The sequence below is a fragment of the Thauera mechernichensis genome (assembly GCF_029588855.1).
Taxonomy (GTDB): domain Bacteria; phylum Pseudomonadota; class Gammaproteobacteria; order Burkholderiales; family Rhodocyclaceae; genus Thauera; species Thauera mechernichensis.
Genome location: NZ_JARQZE010000001.1, coordinates 543,030 through 558,709 on the forward strand (window position 1 = coordinate 543,030; position 15,680 = coordinate 558,709).

Sequence of the window (15,680 nt, forward strand, 5' to 3'; positions counted from 1 at the left end):
CGGCACTTGATCGCTGCGCGCTGCGGGCCCGCCGCTCAGCGCATCAGGTCGCGCAAGTCGGCGACCGCCTCACGGCCGAAGTCGTCGTCGAGCAGGTAATCGACCAGGTGCATCGCACACACCTCGGGCGCCACCAGCGCGCCGCTGCGCTGCAGGTCGACGAAGCGCTCGCGCTGCGGAAAGCGTTCAGCCGAGGCGGCGCGGATCTCCGCCTGCATGGCGGTGTCGAGCACACCCGGCGCCAGGCTGCAGATGCGCAGGCCCGGTATCGCCTCGGCCTGCACCGCGCGCGCGTGGTGGTCGAGCGCGGCCTTGCCGGCGCAGTAGACGCTCCAGCCCGCATACGGCTTGCGCGCCGCACCGCTCGAGACATGCACGATCCTGCGCTCGTGCGCCGCCGGACTGGCCGGCACCAGGGCCGCAGCCAGCATCAAGGGGGCAGCCACAGAAAGCGCGATGGCCCGGCCCACGGCTGCAGGCTCCTGCGCCGGCAACAAGGCCATCGGTTGCAGGGTGCCGGCATTGTTGATCAACAGCACCAACGCTGCATCAGCCAGCCAGTCCTGCAAGGCGCCGCCGGCCAGCCAGGCAGCAAGCGCCGCGCTGTCGCCAAGGTCCAGGCTGCATTCACGCAGCTGCAGCGGATGCGCCGCAGCCAGCTCGGGGCTGCCCTGCCGCGCCAGTCCCAGTACGTCGACGCCGCGCGCGAGCAGTTCGTCGGCCAGCGCCGCCCCCAGGCCGCGGCTGTGGCCGGTCACGATGGCCTTGGTCCTCATGTTCGCATCCCTTCCACAATCGCCCTCACCAGGGCAGGCGCTCACCAAGATAGCTGAAGAATGCCCCCGAGTCCTCTGCCCCCAGGCCGGACAGCACGCCGAGCAGGCGCTCGGCCGCCAGCCGCGGCGGCTGCACCTGCAGGCCGGCCTTGGCAAAGGGCGCCGACAGCCGGGTATCGACCGTACCCGGATGCAAGGCCACGCACAGCGCACCCGGATTGCGCCGGCGCAGCTCGACGGCAGCCGTGCGCACGAACTGGTTGAGCGCCGCCTTGGAGGCACGGTAGCCGTACCAGCCGCCGAGCCGGTTGTCGCCGATGCTGCCGACCTTGGCCGAGAGGGTCGCGAACACTGCACGCCCGGTCGCCGGCAGCAAGGGCAGGAAGTGCTTCATCAGCAGCGCCGGGCCGATGGCGTTGACCGCAAAGGCATGGGCCAGGTGGGCAGGATCGAGCTGGGCCAGGCTCTTCTCCGGGCGCATACCCTCGCCATGGAGGAAGCCGGTGGCGTCGAACACCAGCCTCGGCACGCCGCGCGCAGCCACATGCCCGGCACAGGCGGCAATGCTGGCCTCGTCGAGCAAGTCGAGCGCAGGCGTGCTGCTGCGGCCGAGGACCACGACCTCGGCGTAGGCCGGGTCGGCGCGCAGGCACTCGGCCACGGCAGCGCCGATGCCGCCGCTGCCGATGACGACGGCGAGCGCAGGCGTATCGCCGGCACTCACCGCACCACCTCCTGCACAACGGCAGCACCGTCCCATTCACCCTCACGCCCCTCCTCGACGGCGTGGCAGGCGACACGCTGGCCGCCGTCCAGCGGACGCAGGGCGGGCGCCTCGCTGCGGCAACGCGCGTCCGCCAGCGGACAACGCGGATGAAAGCTGCAGCCGGGCGGCGGCGTGATCGGGTTGGGCACTTCGCCGCGCACCAGGTCCTCGCGCTGGCCGCGCATCTCCAGGCTGGGGATGGTCGCCAGCAGCATGCGCGTGTACGGATGGCGGGGGCGCTCGAAAAGCGTCCGGCTGGCAGCGATCTCGACGATGCGGCCGAGGTACATCACCCCCACTTCGTTCGCCATGTGGCGCACCACCGCGAGATCGTGACTGATGAACAGGTAGGTGAGACCGAGCGCATCCTGGAGGTCGCGCATGAGATTGAGGATCTGCGCCTGCACCGACACGTCGAGTGCCGAAGTCGGCTCGTCGCAGACCAGGAACTCGGGCCGGTTGGCAAGCGCACGCGCGATACAGATGCGCTGGCGCTGGCCACCGGAGAACTCGTGCGGATACTTGGCGCCATCGGCCGGGGACAGGCCAACCTGGGTCAGCAGCTCGGCAACGCGCGCACGGATGGCCGCCTGCTCCGTCTCCAGGCCGAACACACGGATCGGCTCGGCGATGATCCGCTCCACCCGCCAGCGCGGGTTCAGGCTGGCGTAGGGATCCTGAAAGATCATCTGGAAGCGGCGGCGCAGCTTCTGGCGCTCGGCCGCGCGCGTCACCAGCGCGAGGTCGTGGCCATCGAACACGATGCGCCCTGCAGACGGCTCGTAGAGGCCGACGATGAGCCGCGCCACCGTCGATTTGCCGCAGCCCGACTCTCCCACCAGGGCGAAGGTCTCGCCGCGCGTGATGTCGAAGGACACGCCATCGACCGCCTTCAGCCACCGCCGCGGCGCGCGCTCGAGCAGGCGGTTGAGGAAGGGCTTCGAGACGTCGAAGGCGCAGCGCAGATCCTCGACCCTCAGCAAGGGCTGGCCCCCGGCCTTCGCAAGCTCGACACCCGACGCAGCTGGCACGGCGTCGACGTCAGGCGCGCCATCGCCAGCAGCCGCGCTCGCCAGTGAAGCCGGGACGGCGTCCCGCTCCGGCCCCGCCACGTCGTGTGCCACGTCGTGTTCAACCGGCTGGTGGATCAGCCCCTCGGCGTCCTCCACTGCGGCCTGGTCCTCGCGCCTGGCCTTGCTCACCGCGCGCTCGATGATGCTCATCACGCGCCCTCCACAGGCTCGGTGCCCGGCGTCGACGCCAGGTCATCGGCATAAAGCCAGCAGGCCGCCCGCGTCGCGCCGGCGGGCAGCAGCTCGGGCCGGACCTCGCGGCAACGCGCGAAGGCCTCGCCACAGCGCGGGTTGAAGGCACAACCGGCGGGTATCGCAGTCAGCCGCGGCATGGCGCCGTCGATCTGAACCAGGCGGCGAACGTCCGCCCCCAGCACCGGGATCGAGCCCATCAGGCCGCGCGTGTAGGGGTGTGCAGGCCGGCGCACGACTTCTTCGACCGGGCCGATCTCGGCCAGCCGGCCGGCGTACATCACCGCGACGCGGTCGGCGGTCTCGGCGATCACGCCCATGTCGTGGGTGACCAGCATGACCGCTGTGCGATGCTGGCGGCACAGCCGACGCAGCAGGGCGATGATCTGCGATTGCACCGAGACATCGAGCGCGGTCGTCGGTTCGTCGGCAATGATGAGCTCGGGCTCGGCACAGAGGGCGAGTGCAATCACCACGCGCTGGCGCATGCCGCCGGAGAACTGGTGCGGGTAGTGGTCGATGCGCTCGCGTGGAGCCGGGATGCCCACCTCCTCGAGCAGTTCGATCGCGCGCTCACGCGCCTGGCGATCGGACAGATCGAGGTGGGTGAGCATGGTCTCCACCAGCTGCTGGCCCACCGTATACAAGGGGTTCAGGCTGGTGAGGGGGTCCTGGAAGATCATCGCGATGCGCCGCCCGCGCAGGCGGCGCATGCGCTCGGCAGGCAGGGCGTGGATGGGTTCGCCGTCGAGCAGGATCTGTCCACCTGCGATGCGCCCGGGCGGCTCGAGCAGGCCGATGATGGCGGCACCGGTGAGCGACTTGCCGGCACCGGACTCGCCGACCACGCCCAGCACCTCACCGCGCGCGATGTCGAAGGACACGTCGTCGATCGCCACCAGGGTGCCGCGCCGGGAGGGAAACTCGATGCGCAGATTGCGCACCGACAGCAGCGGCACGTCTTCGCGCGCCGGCACCTGGTAAATCACAGGGGACCGGGATCTCATCGGCGCAGCCTCGGGTTGAGCGCATCACGCAGCCAATCGCCGAGCAGGTTCACCGCCAAGGCCAGCAGCAGCAGGGTCAGCCCCGGGAAGAACACGATCCACCACTCTCCCGAGAACAGGAAGTCCTGGCCGACACGGATCAGCGTACCCAGGCTGGGCTGGGTCGGCGGCACGCCGACGCCAAGGAAGGACAGCGTCGACTCCAGAATGATGGCGAGCGCCAGGCCGATGGTGGCGATCACCAGCACCGGCCCCATCACGTTGGGCAGGATGTGGCGCAGCAGGATCATCGGCGCCGGCACGCCGATCACGCGTGCGGCCTGCACGTACTCCTTGTTCTTCTCGGCCAGCGTCGAGCTGCGCACCGTGCGCGCGTACTGCACCCAGTCAGACAGCCCGATCGCCACCACCAGCACGTACACCGCCATCCTGTCCTGCAGCGCAGGCGGCACAACGCCCTTGAACACCCCGAAGATCAGCAAGGCCACCAGGATGGCGGGGAAGCTCAGCTGAACGTCGGCGATACGCATGATCAGACTGTCCACCCAGCCGCCGCGGTAACCGGCGATGAGGCCGAGGGTGATGCCCAGCACCGCGGCGAAGGCCACCGCGGCGAAGCCGACCAGGATAGACACGCGCGAGCCGTAGAGAATGGCCGAAAACAGGTCACGGCCCTGGGCGTCGGTGCCCAGCCAATAGACGTTGCCGGTAAATTCGTTGGGCTGCATGGGCCGGGTGAAGCCGTCCATCAGGTTGAGCGTGGCGGGATCGAAGGGGTTGTGCGGCGCAATCACCGGCGCCAGCAGGGCGGCGGCGAGGATTACCAGCGTGACCAGCGCCGAAAGTATGGTCACCGGTGAATGGGTGAAGCTGTAGAAGAGGTCGCTATCGACCAGGCGCGCCCAGCGCGAAGCGGGTCGGGCGGCGACGGTGGGCGGAAGATGGGATGTGGAAGGCATGCTCGGGACCTGCTCCTTGGCGCCGGCTCAATGCCCACGGCCACTGCGCTGCACGCGCAGGCGCGGATCGACGACGAAATACAGCAGATCGACGATGAGATTGATGACGACGAAAATCAGCGCGATCAGCACCAGATAGGCGGCCATCACCGGGATGTCGACGAACTGCACGGCGGTGATGAAGAGCAGGCCCACGCCGGGCCACTGGAACACGGTCTCGGTGATGATCGCGAACGCGATGATCGAGCCGATCTGCAAGCCGGTGATGGTGATCACCGGCAGCAGCGTGTTCTTGAGCGCATGGCCGAAATGCACCGCGCGGTTCGACAGGCCGCGTGCGCGCGCGAACTTGATGTAGTCGGTACGCAGCACCTCGAGCATCTCTGCACGCACCAGGCGCATGATCAGCGTGAGCTGGTACAGACCGAGCGTGATCGCCGGCATGATCAGCGACTTGAGGCCGGAGGTGGTCAGCAGCCCGGTGGTCCACCAACCGAGGTCGACCACCTCGCCGCGACCGAAGGCCGGCAGGACCTTGAGCTCCACCGCGAACACGTAGATCAGCAGGATGCCGATGAGGAAGGTCGGCAGCGACACCCCGACCAGGGACAGGCCCATGATCGCATTGCTCAGCCAGCCGTCACGGCGCAGCGCGGTATACACGCCGAGCGCGATACCGATCACCAGCGCGCCGACGCCCGAGATCAGCGCCAGCTCCAGCGTGGCGGGCAGGCGCTCGGCGATCACGTCGGCCACCGGCCGCGCCATGCGGTAGGACACGCCGAACTCGCCGCGCGCCGCATTGGCCACGAAGCGCAGGAACTGTACCGGCACCGGGTCGTTGAGGCCGAGCGAATCGCGCAGGGCGTCGCGCTCGGCCATCGTCGCCTCCTGGCCGACCATGTTGTTGATGGGGTCGCCGATGTAGCGGAACAGCCCGAAGGACACCAGCGCCACGGCGAGCATGACGAGGACGGACTGCAGCAGGCGACGCAGGATGAAAGCGAGCATCAGGAGCGCGAACGATGGGAGATCATGGCCGGGCCAGACGCCGCCGCAAGGAACACAAACCTCGCGGCCTGGGCTGGCCCGATGAAAGGCTCGCGGCTTGCGCCGCTCCTACAGCGAGGCCCGCTCGGCGTACCCCGCAGGAGCGGCGACAGCCGCGAGACGTTGAAGGCGACGGCACCTCACGCTCCTCACTTCTTGAACTTAAGCAGCTTGAAGTAGGGATAGTTCTCGGACTGCACCGGGAAGTCGATATTGTCCTTCATCGCCCAGTTCAGCATCTGGTGGTGGATCGGCAGATAGACGACGTCGTCCTGCACCGTCTTCCACACCTCGGCGACCATGCCCGCGCGCGTGCCGGGATCGACCTCCCGCGTCATCGCGCCGATCAGCTCGTCGACACGCGGGCTGCTGTAGCCGGTGAAGTTCCACGAGCCGCCCTTGTCGGTCTTGGTCTCGAACAGGTAGTGGAAGACGTAGTGCGAGTCCATCGTCGGCACGCCCCAGCCAAGCATGTAGAGGTCGTACTCGCCCTTGGGCAGTTCGGCGAAGTGGATGCTCTTGGGCTGGGCGCTGAGGCGGGCGCGCACGCCGATCTGGCCGAACATGCCGGTCACCGCCTGGCAGATTGCCTCGTCATTGACGTAGCGATCGTTCGGGCAGGCGAGCGTCACCGAGAAGCCATTGGGGTAGCCCGCCTCGGCAAGCAGCGCCTTGGCGCGCGTGACGTCGGTTGCCGGCACCACGTCCATCGCCTTGTCGTAGCCGTCGATGAAGGGCGGCGCGACGATACCCGCGGGCACCGACTGGCCGCGCATCACCACGCGCTTGACCGCCTCGCGGTTGATGGCGATGTTCATCGCCTCGCGCACGCGCTTGTCAGCGAACGGGTTCTTGCCCTTCACATCCGAGCTGCGCAGCTCGGGCAAGGCCTGCTGCATGCCGAGGAAGATCGTGCGGTTTTCGGGCCCTGAGCGCACCACCAGGCCCTTGGCGGCGGACAGGCGCTCGAGGTCCTGAACCGGCGGGTCGAGCAGGAAGTCGACCTCGCCCGACAACAGCGCAGCGACGCGCGTGGCTGCCGAGCGCACCGGGGTGAACACCACCTTGCTGACCTCCATCGGGAAGGTCTCCTTGCCCCAGTAGTCCTCATTGCGCTCGAGTTCGGTGCGCACGTCGGGCTCGCGCTTGGCCAGCCGGAAGGGGCCGGTGCCATTGGCGTTGCGTACCGCGAAGGTCTCGTCGCCGGCCTTGTAGTTCTGCGGCAGCGTGACCTTGTTCTCCTCGGCCCACTCACTGTCCATGATGAAGAGGTTGGTGAGGTTGTTGGGCAGCAGCGGGTTGGGGCCGTCCGTGCGCATGCGCACCGTGTGGTCGTCGACCTTGATCACCTCGACCACACTGGTCAGCAGCCCCTTCATGTCCGAGTTCTCGTGCTTGGCGCGCATGATCGAGAACACCACGTCGTCGGCAGTAAAGGGGTTGCCGTTGTGGTACTTCACCCCCTCGCGCAGCTTGAACTCCCACACGCTGGGGTCATCGGTGATGCGCCAGGAAGTGGCCAGGCGGGGCGCGAGCTTCATGTCCTGGTCGCGGAACACCAGAGAGTCATAGACCTGGTGGTTCATGACATGGGTCGGGCCCTCGTTCTGCGAATGCGGATCCATGGTCAGGGCGTCGCCCGCCGCCGCCCAGCGCACGGTCTGGGCCGCGACCGGCGTGGAGAAGGTGGCGAGGACTGCGCAGGCACCGAGGGCAAGGGGCAGCGTGGCGGCAAGGCGGGGTAGCTTCATCGACGTCATCTCCAGGTGGGCGTACATGGATGCAATTACCGTCCGATTGTTGCACCGACTGCCCGCGCAGCAAAGCGCGGTGACCACCGCCACGGGTTTACCGCTAGGCGGCTAGCCAGCGTAGCGCACGCGCAGTTCGCGCTTGAGCAGCTTGCCCGATGCGTTGCGCGGCATGTCATCGACGAAGAACACGCGCTTGGGCACCTTGAACGCTGCCAGACGGGCATGGACGTGGGCAACCAGCTCATCCGCGGTCGCCCGCGCACCCTGCTTCAGCGCCACCACCGCCGTCACTGCCTCGATCCAGCGCTCATCGGGCAGACCGATCACCGCCACCTCGGCCACGGCCGGATGGGTGTAGAGGCACTCCTCGACCTCGCGGCTCGCCACCACCACGCCACCGGTCTTGATGATGTCCTTGATGCGGTCGGTGATGTAGAGATAGCCCGCCTCGTCCATGTAGCCGACATCGCCGGAACGGAACCAGCCGTCCTTGAAGCTAGCCGCGGTCTCGTCCGGCTTGCCCCAGTAGCCGCTCATGAGCTGCGGCGAGCGGTGCACGATCTCACCCATCTCGCCGGCCGGCACATCGTTCAGGTCGGTGTCGACGATGCGCGTCTCGACGTTGAAGATCGGCCGTCCGGCAGAGGCCGGGCGCTCGGCATGCTCCTCGGGGCGCAGCACCGTGGCCAGCGGCGCGATCTCGCTCTGGCCGTAGCAGTTGTAGAGCTTGAGCGCCGGCAGCTTGGCTGCCAGTTCGTGCACGACCGGCACTGGCATGATCGAGGCGCCGTAATAGCCCTTCTGCAGCGAGGCCAGGTGTGCCGGATCGAAGGCCGGGTGGCGCAGGAAGGCGATCCACACCGTCGGCGGCGCGAAGAAGGAGGTGACGCCTTCCTGCGCGATGAGCTCGAAGCAGCGCTCGGGCTGCGGTGCCTGGATCAGCAGCGTGGTGGCGCCCACCAGCAGCTGCGGCATCAGGAATACGTGCATCTGCGCCGAGTGATACAGCGGCAGCGCGGCCAGCGAGCAGTCCTCGCCGCGGATGTCGGTCGCCAGCAGCGTGCTGGTGTACTCGGCCAGCAGGGCACGGTGGCTCATCATCGCGCCCTTGGGCGCGGCGGTGGTGCCGGAGGTGTAGAGCAGCTGGACGATGCTCTCCTCGTCGAGCTCGAGTTCCGGCGCAATGTCGTCGCCGCCAGCCTGGACCCAGGAGAGGATGTCGCGGTCCTGCCCGCCCTGCAGCGTGCCGCGCCACTCGCAGGACAGCGTGGAGCCCAGCGCCTCGACGTGGGTCGCCATGTCGGCATCACAGAACAGCGCGCGCGCGCCGGACTGCGCGACGATGTAGTGCAGTTCGGCATCGAGCAGGGCGTAGTTGATCGGCACGTGGATCAGGCCGGCCTTGGCGCAGCCCAGCCACAGCAGCACGTAGGCGTCCGAGTTGCGGCCATAGGCGGCGACGCGGTCGCCAGCCTTGAGGCCCAGCGCCAGCAGGCGGTTGGCGACACGGTTGGCAGCGCGCTCGAGCTGGGCGTAGCGCCAGCTGCGGCCCTCGAAGCGCAGCGCCTCGCGCTCGGGGTTACGGCGTACCGAGCGCGCGAAGGCGTCGCCGATCAGATTGCGCCCGGCACGGCGGACATCGGCGGGAATGGCTGTGTGGTGTGCTGCGGTCATGCTCATGTCCTCATTCAGTGCTTGCGGGGTGCCCGCAGGCACCCCCATCGTACGCGGGCAAGCGGGCTTACTTGGCCGCCATGCGGATCGCGCCGTCCAGGCGGATGACCTCGCCGTTGAGCATCGGGTTCTCGCAGATCGACTTCACCAGCTGCGCATACTCGCTGGAGCGGCCCAGGCGCGAGGGGAAAGGCACCATCTGGCCGAGCGAATCCTGCACCTGCTGCGGCAGGCCGCGCAGCATCGGCGTCTCGAAGATGCCGGGGGCGATGCTCATGACGCGGATGCCGTAGCGTGCCAGCTCGCGCGCGATCGGCAAGGTCATGCCGACCACGCCGGCCTTGGAGGCCGAATAGGTCGCCTGGCCGATCTGGCCGTCGAAGGCGGCGACCGAGGCGGTGGTGACGATCACGCCGCGCTCGCCCTCCGCGTTCGGCGCGGCCTTGCTCATGGCGTCGGCGGCAAGGCGGATCGGGTTGAAGGTGCCGACGAGGTTGATCGTCACCCCGCGCACGAAGCTGTCCAGGCGGTGCGGGCCTTCCTTGCCCACCACCTTCTCGCCCGGTGCCACGCCAGCGCAGCACACCAGACCGTGCAGGCCGCCGAAGCCCTTCACCGCGGCATCGACCGCGGCCTGCGTCGACGCCTCGTCGGTGACGTCGGTACGCACGAAGCAGGCCGCCGCGCCGAGTTCGGCCGCCAGCGCCCTGCCCGCCTCGTCGTTGAGGTCGGCAAGCACCACCTTGCCGCCACCTTCGACCACCATGCGCGCGGTGGCCGCACCCAGGCCCGAGGCGCCGCCGGTAATCAGGAATACCGAGTCTGCGATCTTCATTGCGTGTGCTCCTTGTGTCTCAGATGCGTTCGATGATGGTGGCGGTGGCCATGCCGTGGCCGATGCACATGACCTGCAGCCCGAAGCGGCCGTCGCGCTGTTCGAGGCCGGCGAGCATCTTGGCCATCAGGCCGGCGCCCGTTCCGCCCAGCGGGTGGCCGTGGGCGATGGCGCCGCCCCAGGGGTTGAAGCGGTCCATGTCGGGCGCGAACTCGCGCACGAAGCACAGCGCCACGCTGGCGAAGGCCTCGTTGACCTCGATCCAGTCCATGTCGTGGATCGACAGCCCGGCCATCTCCAGCGCGCGGCGCGCCGCCGGGACCACCCCGGTGAGCTGCATCACCGGGTCGGAGCCGACCGCGACGCGGGCGCGGAAGCGCGCGCGCGGCCGGATGCCCAGCGCCTCGGCCGCCTCGCGCCGGCCGACCAGCACCGCAGCGGCGCCGTCGGACATCTGGCTGGCGTTGGCCGCGGTCACGCCGCCCTCGCCCGGCTGGCGGAACACGGGCTGCATCGCGCGCATGCGCTCGACGTCGATCACCGCGCGGATGCCTTCGTCGTGCGCCAGCGTGATCGCGCCGCCCTCCTTGTCCACACCCGCCACCGGCAGGATCTCGGCGTGTACGCCGGCCGCACGCGCGGCCTCGGCGCGGCGGTGGCTTTCAATTGCGTAGTCGTCCATCTCGGCGCGCGATATCTGCCACTGGTCGGCGATGCGCTCGGCGCTCTCGACCTGGTGCGGGATGGCGAAGCGCGCGAGGATCTTCGGATGCAGATTGTCGAAGCCGCGGAAGTCGCCCTGCCCCAGGGTCAGGTCGAGGAACATCGGCACGCGGCTCATGCTCTCGACACCGCAGCCGATGGCGAACGCGAGGTCGCCCGCGGCCACCGCCTGCGAAGCGGCATGGGTGGCGAACTGGCTGGAGCCGCACATGCGGTTCATCGACACGCCCGGCACCTCGGCCGGCAGCCCGGCGATCAACAGCGCCTGGCGGGCGATGTTGGCGCCCTGCTCGCCGGCCTGGCTGACGCAGCCCGCCAGCACGTCGCCAACCTTTTCGGCCGGAAGTCCGGTGCGCGCCAGCACACCGCCGATGGCGGTGGCAAGAAGTTCGTCCGGGCGGGTCTCGCGCAGCGCACCGCCGCGGCGGCCGAAGGGGGTGCGGACGGCACCCAGGATGAGCGCTTCGTTCGGATTGGATTGGGTCATTGCTGGGTCCTCAGGTTCAGGCCCGCTGCAGTTCGCGGGCAATGATGTTGCGCTGGATCTCGCTGGTGCCTTCGTAGATCTGCAGCACCTTGGCGTCGCGGAAGAGCTTTTCCACCGGGTATTCGGTCGAGTAGCCCATGCCGCCGAAAATCTGCACGGCCTCGGTCGCCGCCCACATCGCCGCATCGGCAGCGAAGGCCTTGGCGATCGAGGCCTCGATGGTGTTCGGCCTGCCCTGGTCGAGCAGCCAGGCCGACTGGTAGGTGAGCAAGCGTGCGGCCTCGAGCTTCATGCGCATCTCGGCCAGCTTGTGCGCCACCGCCTGGTGGTCGACCAGGCGCTTGCCCATGCTGTTGCGCTGGGTGGCGTAGGCGAGCGATTCGTCGAGGCAGCGTTCGATGAGGCCAACGCCAAAGGCCGCAACCATCGGCCGCGAGTGGTCGAACACCGTCATCGCCAGCGCGAAACCACTGCCCTCCTCGCCCAGGCGATGGTCATCAGGCACGAACACCTGGTCGAGAAAGACCTCGCAGGTGGGCGCGCAGCGCTGGCCGAGCTTGCCCAGGGGTTCGCCGATGGCCATGCCCTGGCTGCCACGCGGCACGATGAAGGCGGTCATGCCGCGGTGGCCGGCATCCGGCGCGGTCTTGGCGAAGACGACGAGGAATTCGGCGAGATTGGCGTTGGAGATCCAGATCTTGCTGCCGCTCAGGCGGTAGCCGCCGGCCACGCGCTCGGCACGGGTGCGGATGCCGGCAACGTCGGAGCCGGCGCCCGGCTCGGTCATGGCGAAGCTCGCCAGCGCGCCCTTGGCGGCCGCGCCCAGATAGCGCTCGCGCTGCATGTCGCTGCCGGCGATCACGATCGGCTCGGTGGCCAGTGCATTCACGCACAGCGCGGTGCCGATGCCCAGGCAGCCACGGCAGAAGGCTTCGGTGACCAGTACCAGCTCGAGGCAGCCGAGGCCGCCGCCGCCGACCGCTTCGGGCAGGTTGATGCCCAGCAGGCCGAGCTCCTGCGCACGCTGGTGCACCTCGAAGGGGAAAGTCTTGCCGAGGTCGGCCTCGGCGGCGCGCGGGGCGATCTCGCGCTCGGCAAAGCGGCGCGCCAGATCGCGAATCTCGCGCTGCTCCGCGTTCAACTGGAAGTCCATGATGTCTCCTTGCAAAACCGTCGTCCGATAGCGACGGCGTAATCCAATGTCCGGCCTGCCCGGGCGCAGCGCGGTACCGTAGGAGCGGCGCAAGCCGCGAGCCTTTTGTCAGCCCACCCAAGCCCCGTCGCCTTCAACCCCTCGCGGCTGGCGCCGCTCCTACAGGGGGTGATGAACGCCTTGCGGTGCCGCAGGAGCGGCGCAAGCCGCGAGCCTTTTGTCATCCCACCCAAGCCCCATCGCCTTCAACCCCTCGCGGCTGGCGCCGCTCCTACAGGGGGTGATGAACGCCTTGCGATGCCGTAGGAGCGGCGCAAGCCGCGAGCCTTTTGTCATCCCACCCAAGCCCCATCGCCTTCAACCCCTCGCGGCTGGCGCCGCTCCTACAGGGGGTGATGGACCCCTTGCGGTGCCGTAGGAGCGGCGCAAGCCGCGAGCCTTTTGTCATCCCACCCAAGCCCCGTCGCCTTCAACCCCTCGCGGCTGGAGCCGCTCCTACAGGGGGTGATGGACCCCTTGCGATGCCGTAGGAGCGGCGCAAGCCGCGAGCCTTTTGTCATCCCACCCAAGCCCCGTCGCCTTCAACCCCTCGCGGCTGGCCGAAACGTGCCGGCCGCCGCTCACAGAAGGCACGTACGCCCTCGGCGAAGTCCGCCGTCGCCGACATGGCGAGAAAGCTCGCCTTCTCGGCGGCAAGCGCGCTCGCCAGGTCGGTGGCCAGGCCTTCGCGCAACAGGCGCTTGACGCCGGCCTGGGCCGCCGCCGGCCCGTCGGCCAGCCGGCACGCCAGCGCCCGTCCAGCCTCAGCGAGCTGCGCCGCTGGTACCACCTCGGCCACCAGGCCGATGTCCTTGGCCTGCGCGGCGTCGATCTGCGGGTTGAGCAGCGCGATCGCCAGGGCACGCTGCAGACCGACGCGGCGCGGCAGGTGCCAGCTCGCACCGCCGTCGGGCGTGGTGCCGATGGCGCCGTAGGCAAGCACGAAGCGCGCATCGTCGGCCGCGACCAGCAGGTCGCAGGCCATCGCCAGCGACATGCCGAAGCCCGCGGCGGAGCCGCATACCAGCCCTAGCACCGGGCAGGGCAGTCGAGTCAGGCCGGTGACGGCCTCGTGCACCGCATCGATGAGCAGACCGATCTCTTCGGTGCAAGCCGCCTGCGACTGGCCGAGCAGGCTGTCGAAGCGGCGCACGTCGCCGCCGACCATGAAGTGCGCGCCACTGCTGCGCAGCACGACCACCCGCGGTGGCTCGGCCGCCAGCGACCTGACCGCATCGCGCAGCTCGAGCCCCATGGGCAGGTCCAGACTGTTGCGCGCGGCCGGGCGGTCCAGGCTGATGCAGGCAATGCCATCCTCGCGCTCCAGGCGAACGCTGGCGGCTTGATCGTGTTCAGGCATGGGCGGCCTCGCCCCGGTACATGGCCTCGATCACGTCGGCGTAGGTCTTGTAGATGCTGGAACGGCGCACCTTCATCGTCGCCGTCACCTCGCCGTCGTCGTGGTCCAGCTCCTTGGTCAGCAGGTGGAAACGGCGGATGTGCGAAACCTGCGCAAGCTGGGCATTGCCGCGCGCGATCTCGGCGTCGATCAGCGCGCGTACCTCCGGGTGCTCGACCAGCGAGCGGAAGTGGGTGAAGAGGATCTGGCGACCCTCGGCCCACTTCGCCACCGTCTCGTAGTCGATCTGGATCAACGCGGAGACGAACTTGCGCCCGTCGGCGACGACGATGCACTCCTTGATGTAGGGGCTGGCCTTCATCGTCTTCTCGATCTCGGACGGCGTCAGGTTCTTGCCGCCGGCGGTGATCATGATGTCCTTGAGGCGATCGACGATGTAGAGCTGGCCGTCGCGCGCCTCGACCACGTCACCGGTGTGCAGCCAGCCGTCGCGAATGCTGTCGGCGGTCGCCTCCGGGTTCTTGTAGTAGCCGGCGAACACCATCTCGCCCCGGATCAGCAGTTCACCGCGCTCGCCGATCCGGTGCTCGACACCGAGGATCGGCGTACCGACCGAGCCGAAGCGGGCAGCATCCAGCGGCTGGCCGGTGATCATGCCCGTCGATTCGGTCAGGCCGTAGACCTCCACCAGCGGCACGCCCAGCGTACGGAAGAACTGCACCACCGCGGGCGGGATCGGCGCCGCACCGGTCAGCGCCACTTTCGCCCGGCGCAGGCCGATGAAGTTCTGCAGTGCGCGCAGGATGATCCAGTACCAGAAGGCGTAGGTGATTCGCTCGCCCGCCGTGCGCTGAGTCGCCGCCTTGTGCGCGAAGGGCTCGCAGGCGGCCATTGCACGGGCGAACAGCCAGCGCTGCAGCGCACCACTCTCCTGCATCTTGATGCTGATCGCCGAGTGCAGCTTCTCCCAGATGCGCGGCACGCCCAGGAACATCGTCGGCGCGATCTCGCGCAGGTCTTCCTGCACGGTGCGGATCGACTCGCCGAAGGCGACCGTGGAGCCGAGGTAGATCGGGCAGAAGGTGGTGAGCATCTGCTCGGCGACGTGGCACAGCGGCAGGTAGGACAGGTGGCTGGTATCCGCCGACAGCCCCAGGCGGTCGGCGATGCCGGGCGCCACGCCGCGGATGTTGGCGTAGCTGATCATCGCGCCCTTGGGCTTGCCGGTGGAACCCGAGGTGTAGATCATCAGCGCGATGTCATCGAGCCGCTGCGCCGCCAGCGTCTGCTCGACCAGGTGGCGGTGGGTGGCCTCGTACTCGACGCCGAGCGTTTCCAGGTCGGCGAACGACAGGATGCGGTCGCGCACGCGCTCGTCGGCACTGCGCAGGCCCTTGGTCTCCATCACCACGATGGCGCGCAGGTGAGGCAGCTGGTCGAGCGCCTCGACGACCTTGTCGGTCTGCTCCTGGTCCTCGCACACCACCACCTCGACGTCGGCGTGGTTGAGCACGTAGGCCACCTCGGGCGACGGGCTGGTCGGATAGACGCCGACCGCGATGCCGCCGACCAGGCCGCAGCCCATCTGCGTCAGCACCCATTCGATGCGGTTCTCGGCGATGACGCCGACGTGGCCGCCGGCGGACAGGCCAAGCGCACGCAGCCCCAGGCCGACGTGACTCGAACGGCGGTAGTAGTCGTCCCAGGTGATGCCCTGCCAGATGCCGAAATCCTTCTGGCGGATGGCGATGCGCGCCGGATGTTGCCGAGCCTGCTCGCGCAGCATCTGCGCCAGGGTCAGCATGGGTAGGGTGTTGTTCATGGCCATCCTC

Annotated in this window: 13 protein-coding genes; all 13 read right to left on the reverse strand. The window is 68.7% G+C overall.

Going from position 1 to position 15,680, the window contains the following annotated elements:
• Positions 1 to 35: 35 nt before the first annotated feature.
• Positions 36 to 776, reverse strand: a complete 741-nt coding sequence (locus P7F68_RS02570) for an SDR family oxidoreductase (RefSeq protein WP_277830417.1) — start codon at positions 774 to 776, stop codon at positions 36 to 38.
• 25 nt (positions 777 to 801) lie between these two features.
• Positions 802 to 1,500, reverse strand: coding sequence for an SDR family oxidoreductase (locus P7F68_RS02575; RefSeq protein ID WP_277830419.1), 699 nt, complete (start codon positions 1,498 to 1,500; stop codon positions 802 to 804).
• Positions 1,497 to 2,765 carry an ABC transporter ATP-binding protein gene (locus P7F68_RS02580; protein ID WP_277830421.1) on the reverse strand — a complete coding sequence of 423 codons (1,269 nt, stop codon included), beginning with the start codon at positions 2,763 to 2,765 and terminating at the stop codon, positions 1,497 to 1,499. The genes P7F68_RS02575 and P7F68_RS02580 overlap by 4 nt, the downstream gene beginning before the upstream one ends.
• Positions 2,765 to 3,814, reverse strand: a complete 1,050-nt coding sequence (locus P7F68_RS02585; RefSeq protein ID WP_232431684.1) for an ABC transporter ATP-binding protein — start codon at positions 3,812 to 3,814, stop codon at positions 2,765 to 2,767. The genes P7F68_RS02580 and P7F68_RS02585 overlap by 1 nt, the downstream gene beginning before the upstream one ends.
• Positions 3,811 to 4,773: an ABC transporter permease gene (locus tag P7F68_RS02590; RefSeq protein ID WP_277830425.1), complete on the reverse strand. Its 963-nt coding sequence runs from the start codon at positions 4,771 to 4,773 to the stop codon at positions 3,811 to 3,813. The genes P7F68_RS02585 and P7F68_RS02590 overlap by 4 nt, the downstream gene beginning before the upstream one ends.
• A gap of 27 nt (positions 4,774 to 4,800) precedes the next feature.
• Positions 4,801 to 5,784, reverse strand: coding sequence for an ABC transporter permease (locus P7F68_RS02595; protein ID WP_002925946.1), 984 nt, complete (start codon positions 5,782 to 5,784; stop codon positions 4,801 to 4,803).
• Positions 5,785 to 5,972: 188 nt separating this feature from the next.
• Entirely contained in the window at positions 5,973 to 7,574 is a 1,602-nt protein-coding gene (locus P7F68_RS02600; protein ID WP_277830429.1) for an ABC transporter substrate-binding protein, read from the reverse strand.
• A 111-nt stretch (positions 7,575 to 7,685) separates the two neighbouring features.
• Positions 7,686 to 9,257 carry an acyl-CoA synthetase gene (locus P7F68_RS02605; protein WP_277830431.1) on the reverse strand — a complete coding sequence of 524 codons (1,572 nt, stop codon included), beginning with the start codon at positions 9,255 to 9,257 and terminating at the stop codon, positions 7,686 to 7,688.
• A 61-nt stretch (positions 9,258 to 9,318) separates the two neighbouring features.
• On the reverse strand, positions 9,319 to 10,086 hold the full coding sequence (locus P7F68_RS02610) for a 3-hydroxyacyl-CoA dehydrogenase (protein WP_002925942.1): 768 nt from the start codon (positions 10,084 to 10,086) through the stop codon (positions 9,319 to 9,321).
• A 19-nt stretch (positions 10,087 to 10,105) separates the two neighbouring features.
• A complete protein-coding gene (locus P7F68_RS02615) occupies positions 10,106 to 11,296 on the reverse strand; it encodes a thiolase family protein (protein ID WP_277830433.1) in 1,191 nt (396 codons plus the stop codon).
• 16 nt (positions 11,297 to 11,312) lie between these two features.
• Positions 11,313 to 12,449, reverse strand: a complete 1,137-nt coding sequence (locus tag P7F68_RS02620; RefSeq protein ID WP_004249175.1) for an acyl-CoA dehydrogenase family protein — start codon at positions 12,447 to 12,449, stop codon at positions 11,313 to 11,315.
• Positions 12,450 to 13,005: 556 nt separating this feature from the next.
• Entirely contained in the window at positions 13,006 to 13,848 is an 843-nt protein-coding gene (locus P7F68_RS02625; RefSeq protein WP_277830437.1) for an enoyl-CoA hydratase/isomerase family protein, read from the reverse strand.
• Complete coding sequence (locus P7F68_RS02630) at positions 13,841 to 15,670, reverse strand: AMP-dependent synthetase/ligase (RefSeq protein WP_277830439.1); 1,830 nt, start codon at positions 15,668 to 15,670, stop codon at positions 13,841 to 13,843. Before P7F68_RS02630 ends, P7F68_RS02625 begins: the two co-directional genes overlap by 8 nt.
• Between the last annotated feature and the right edge of the window lie 10 nt (positions 15,671 to 15,680).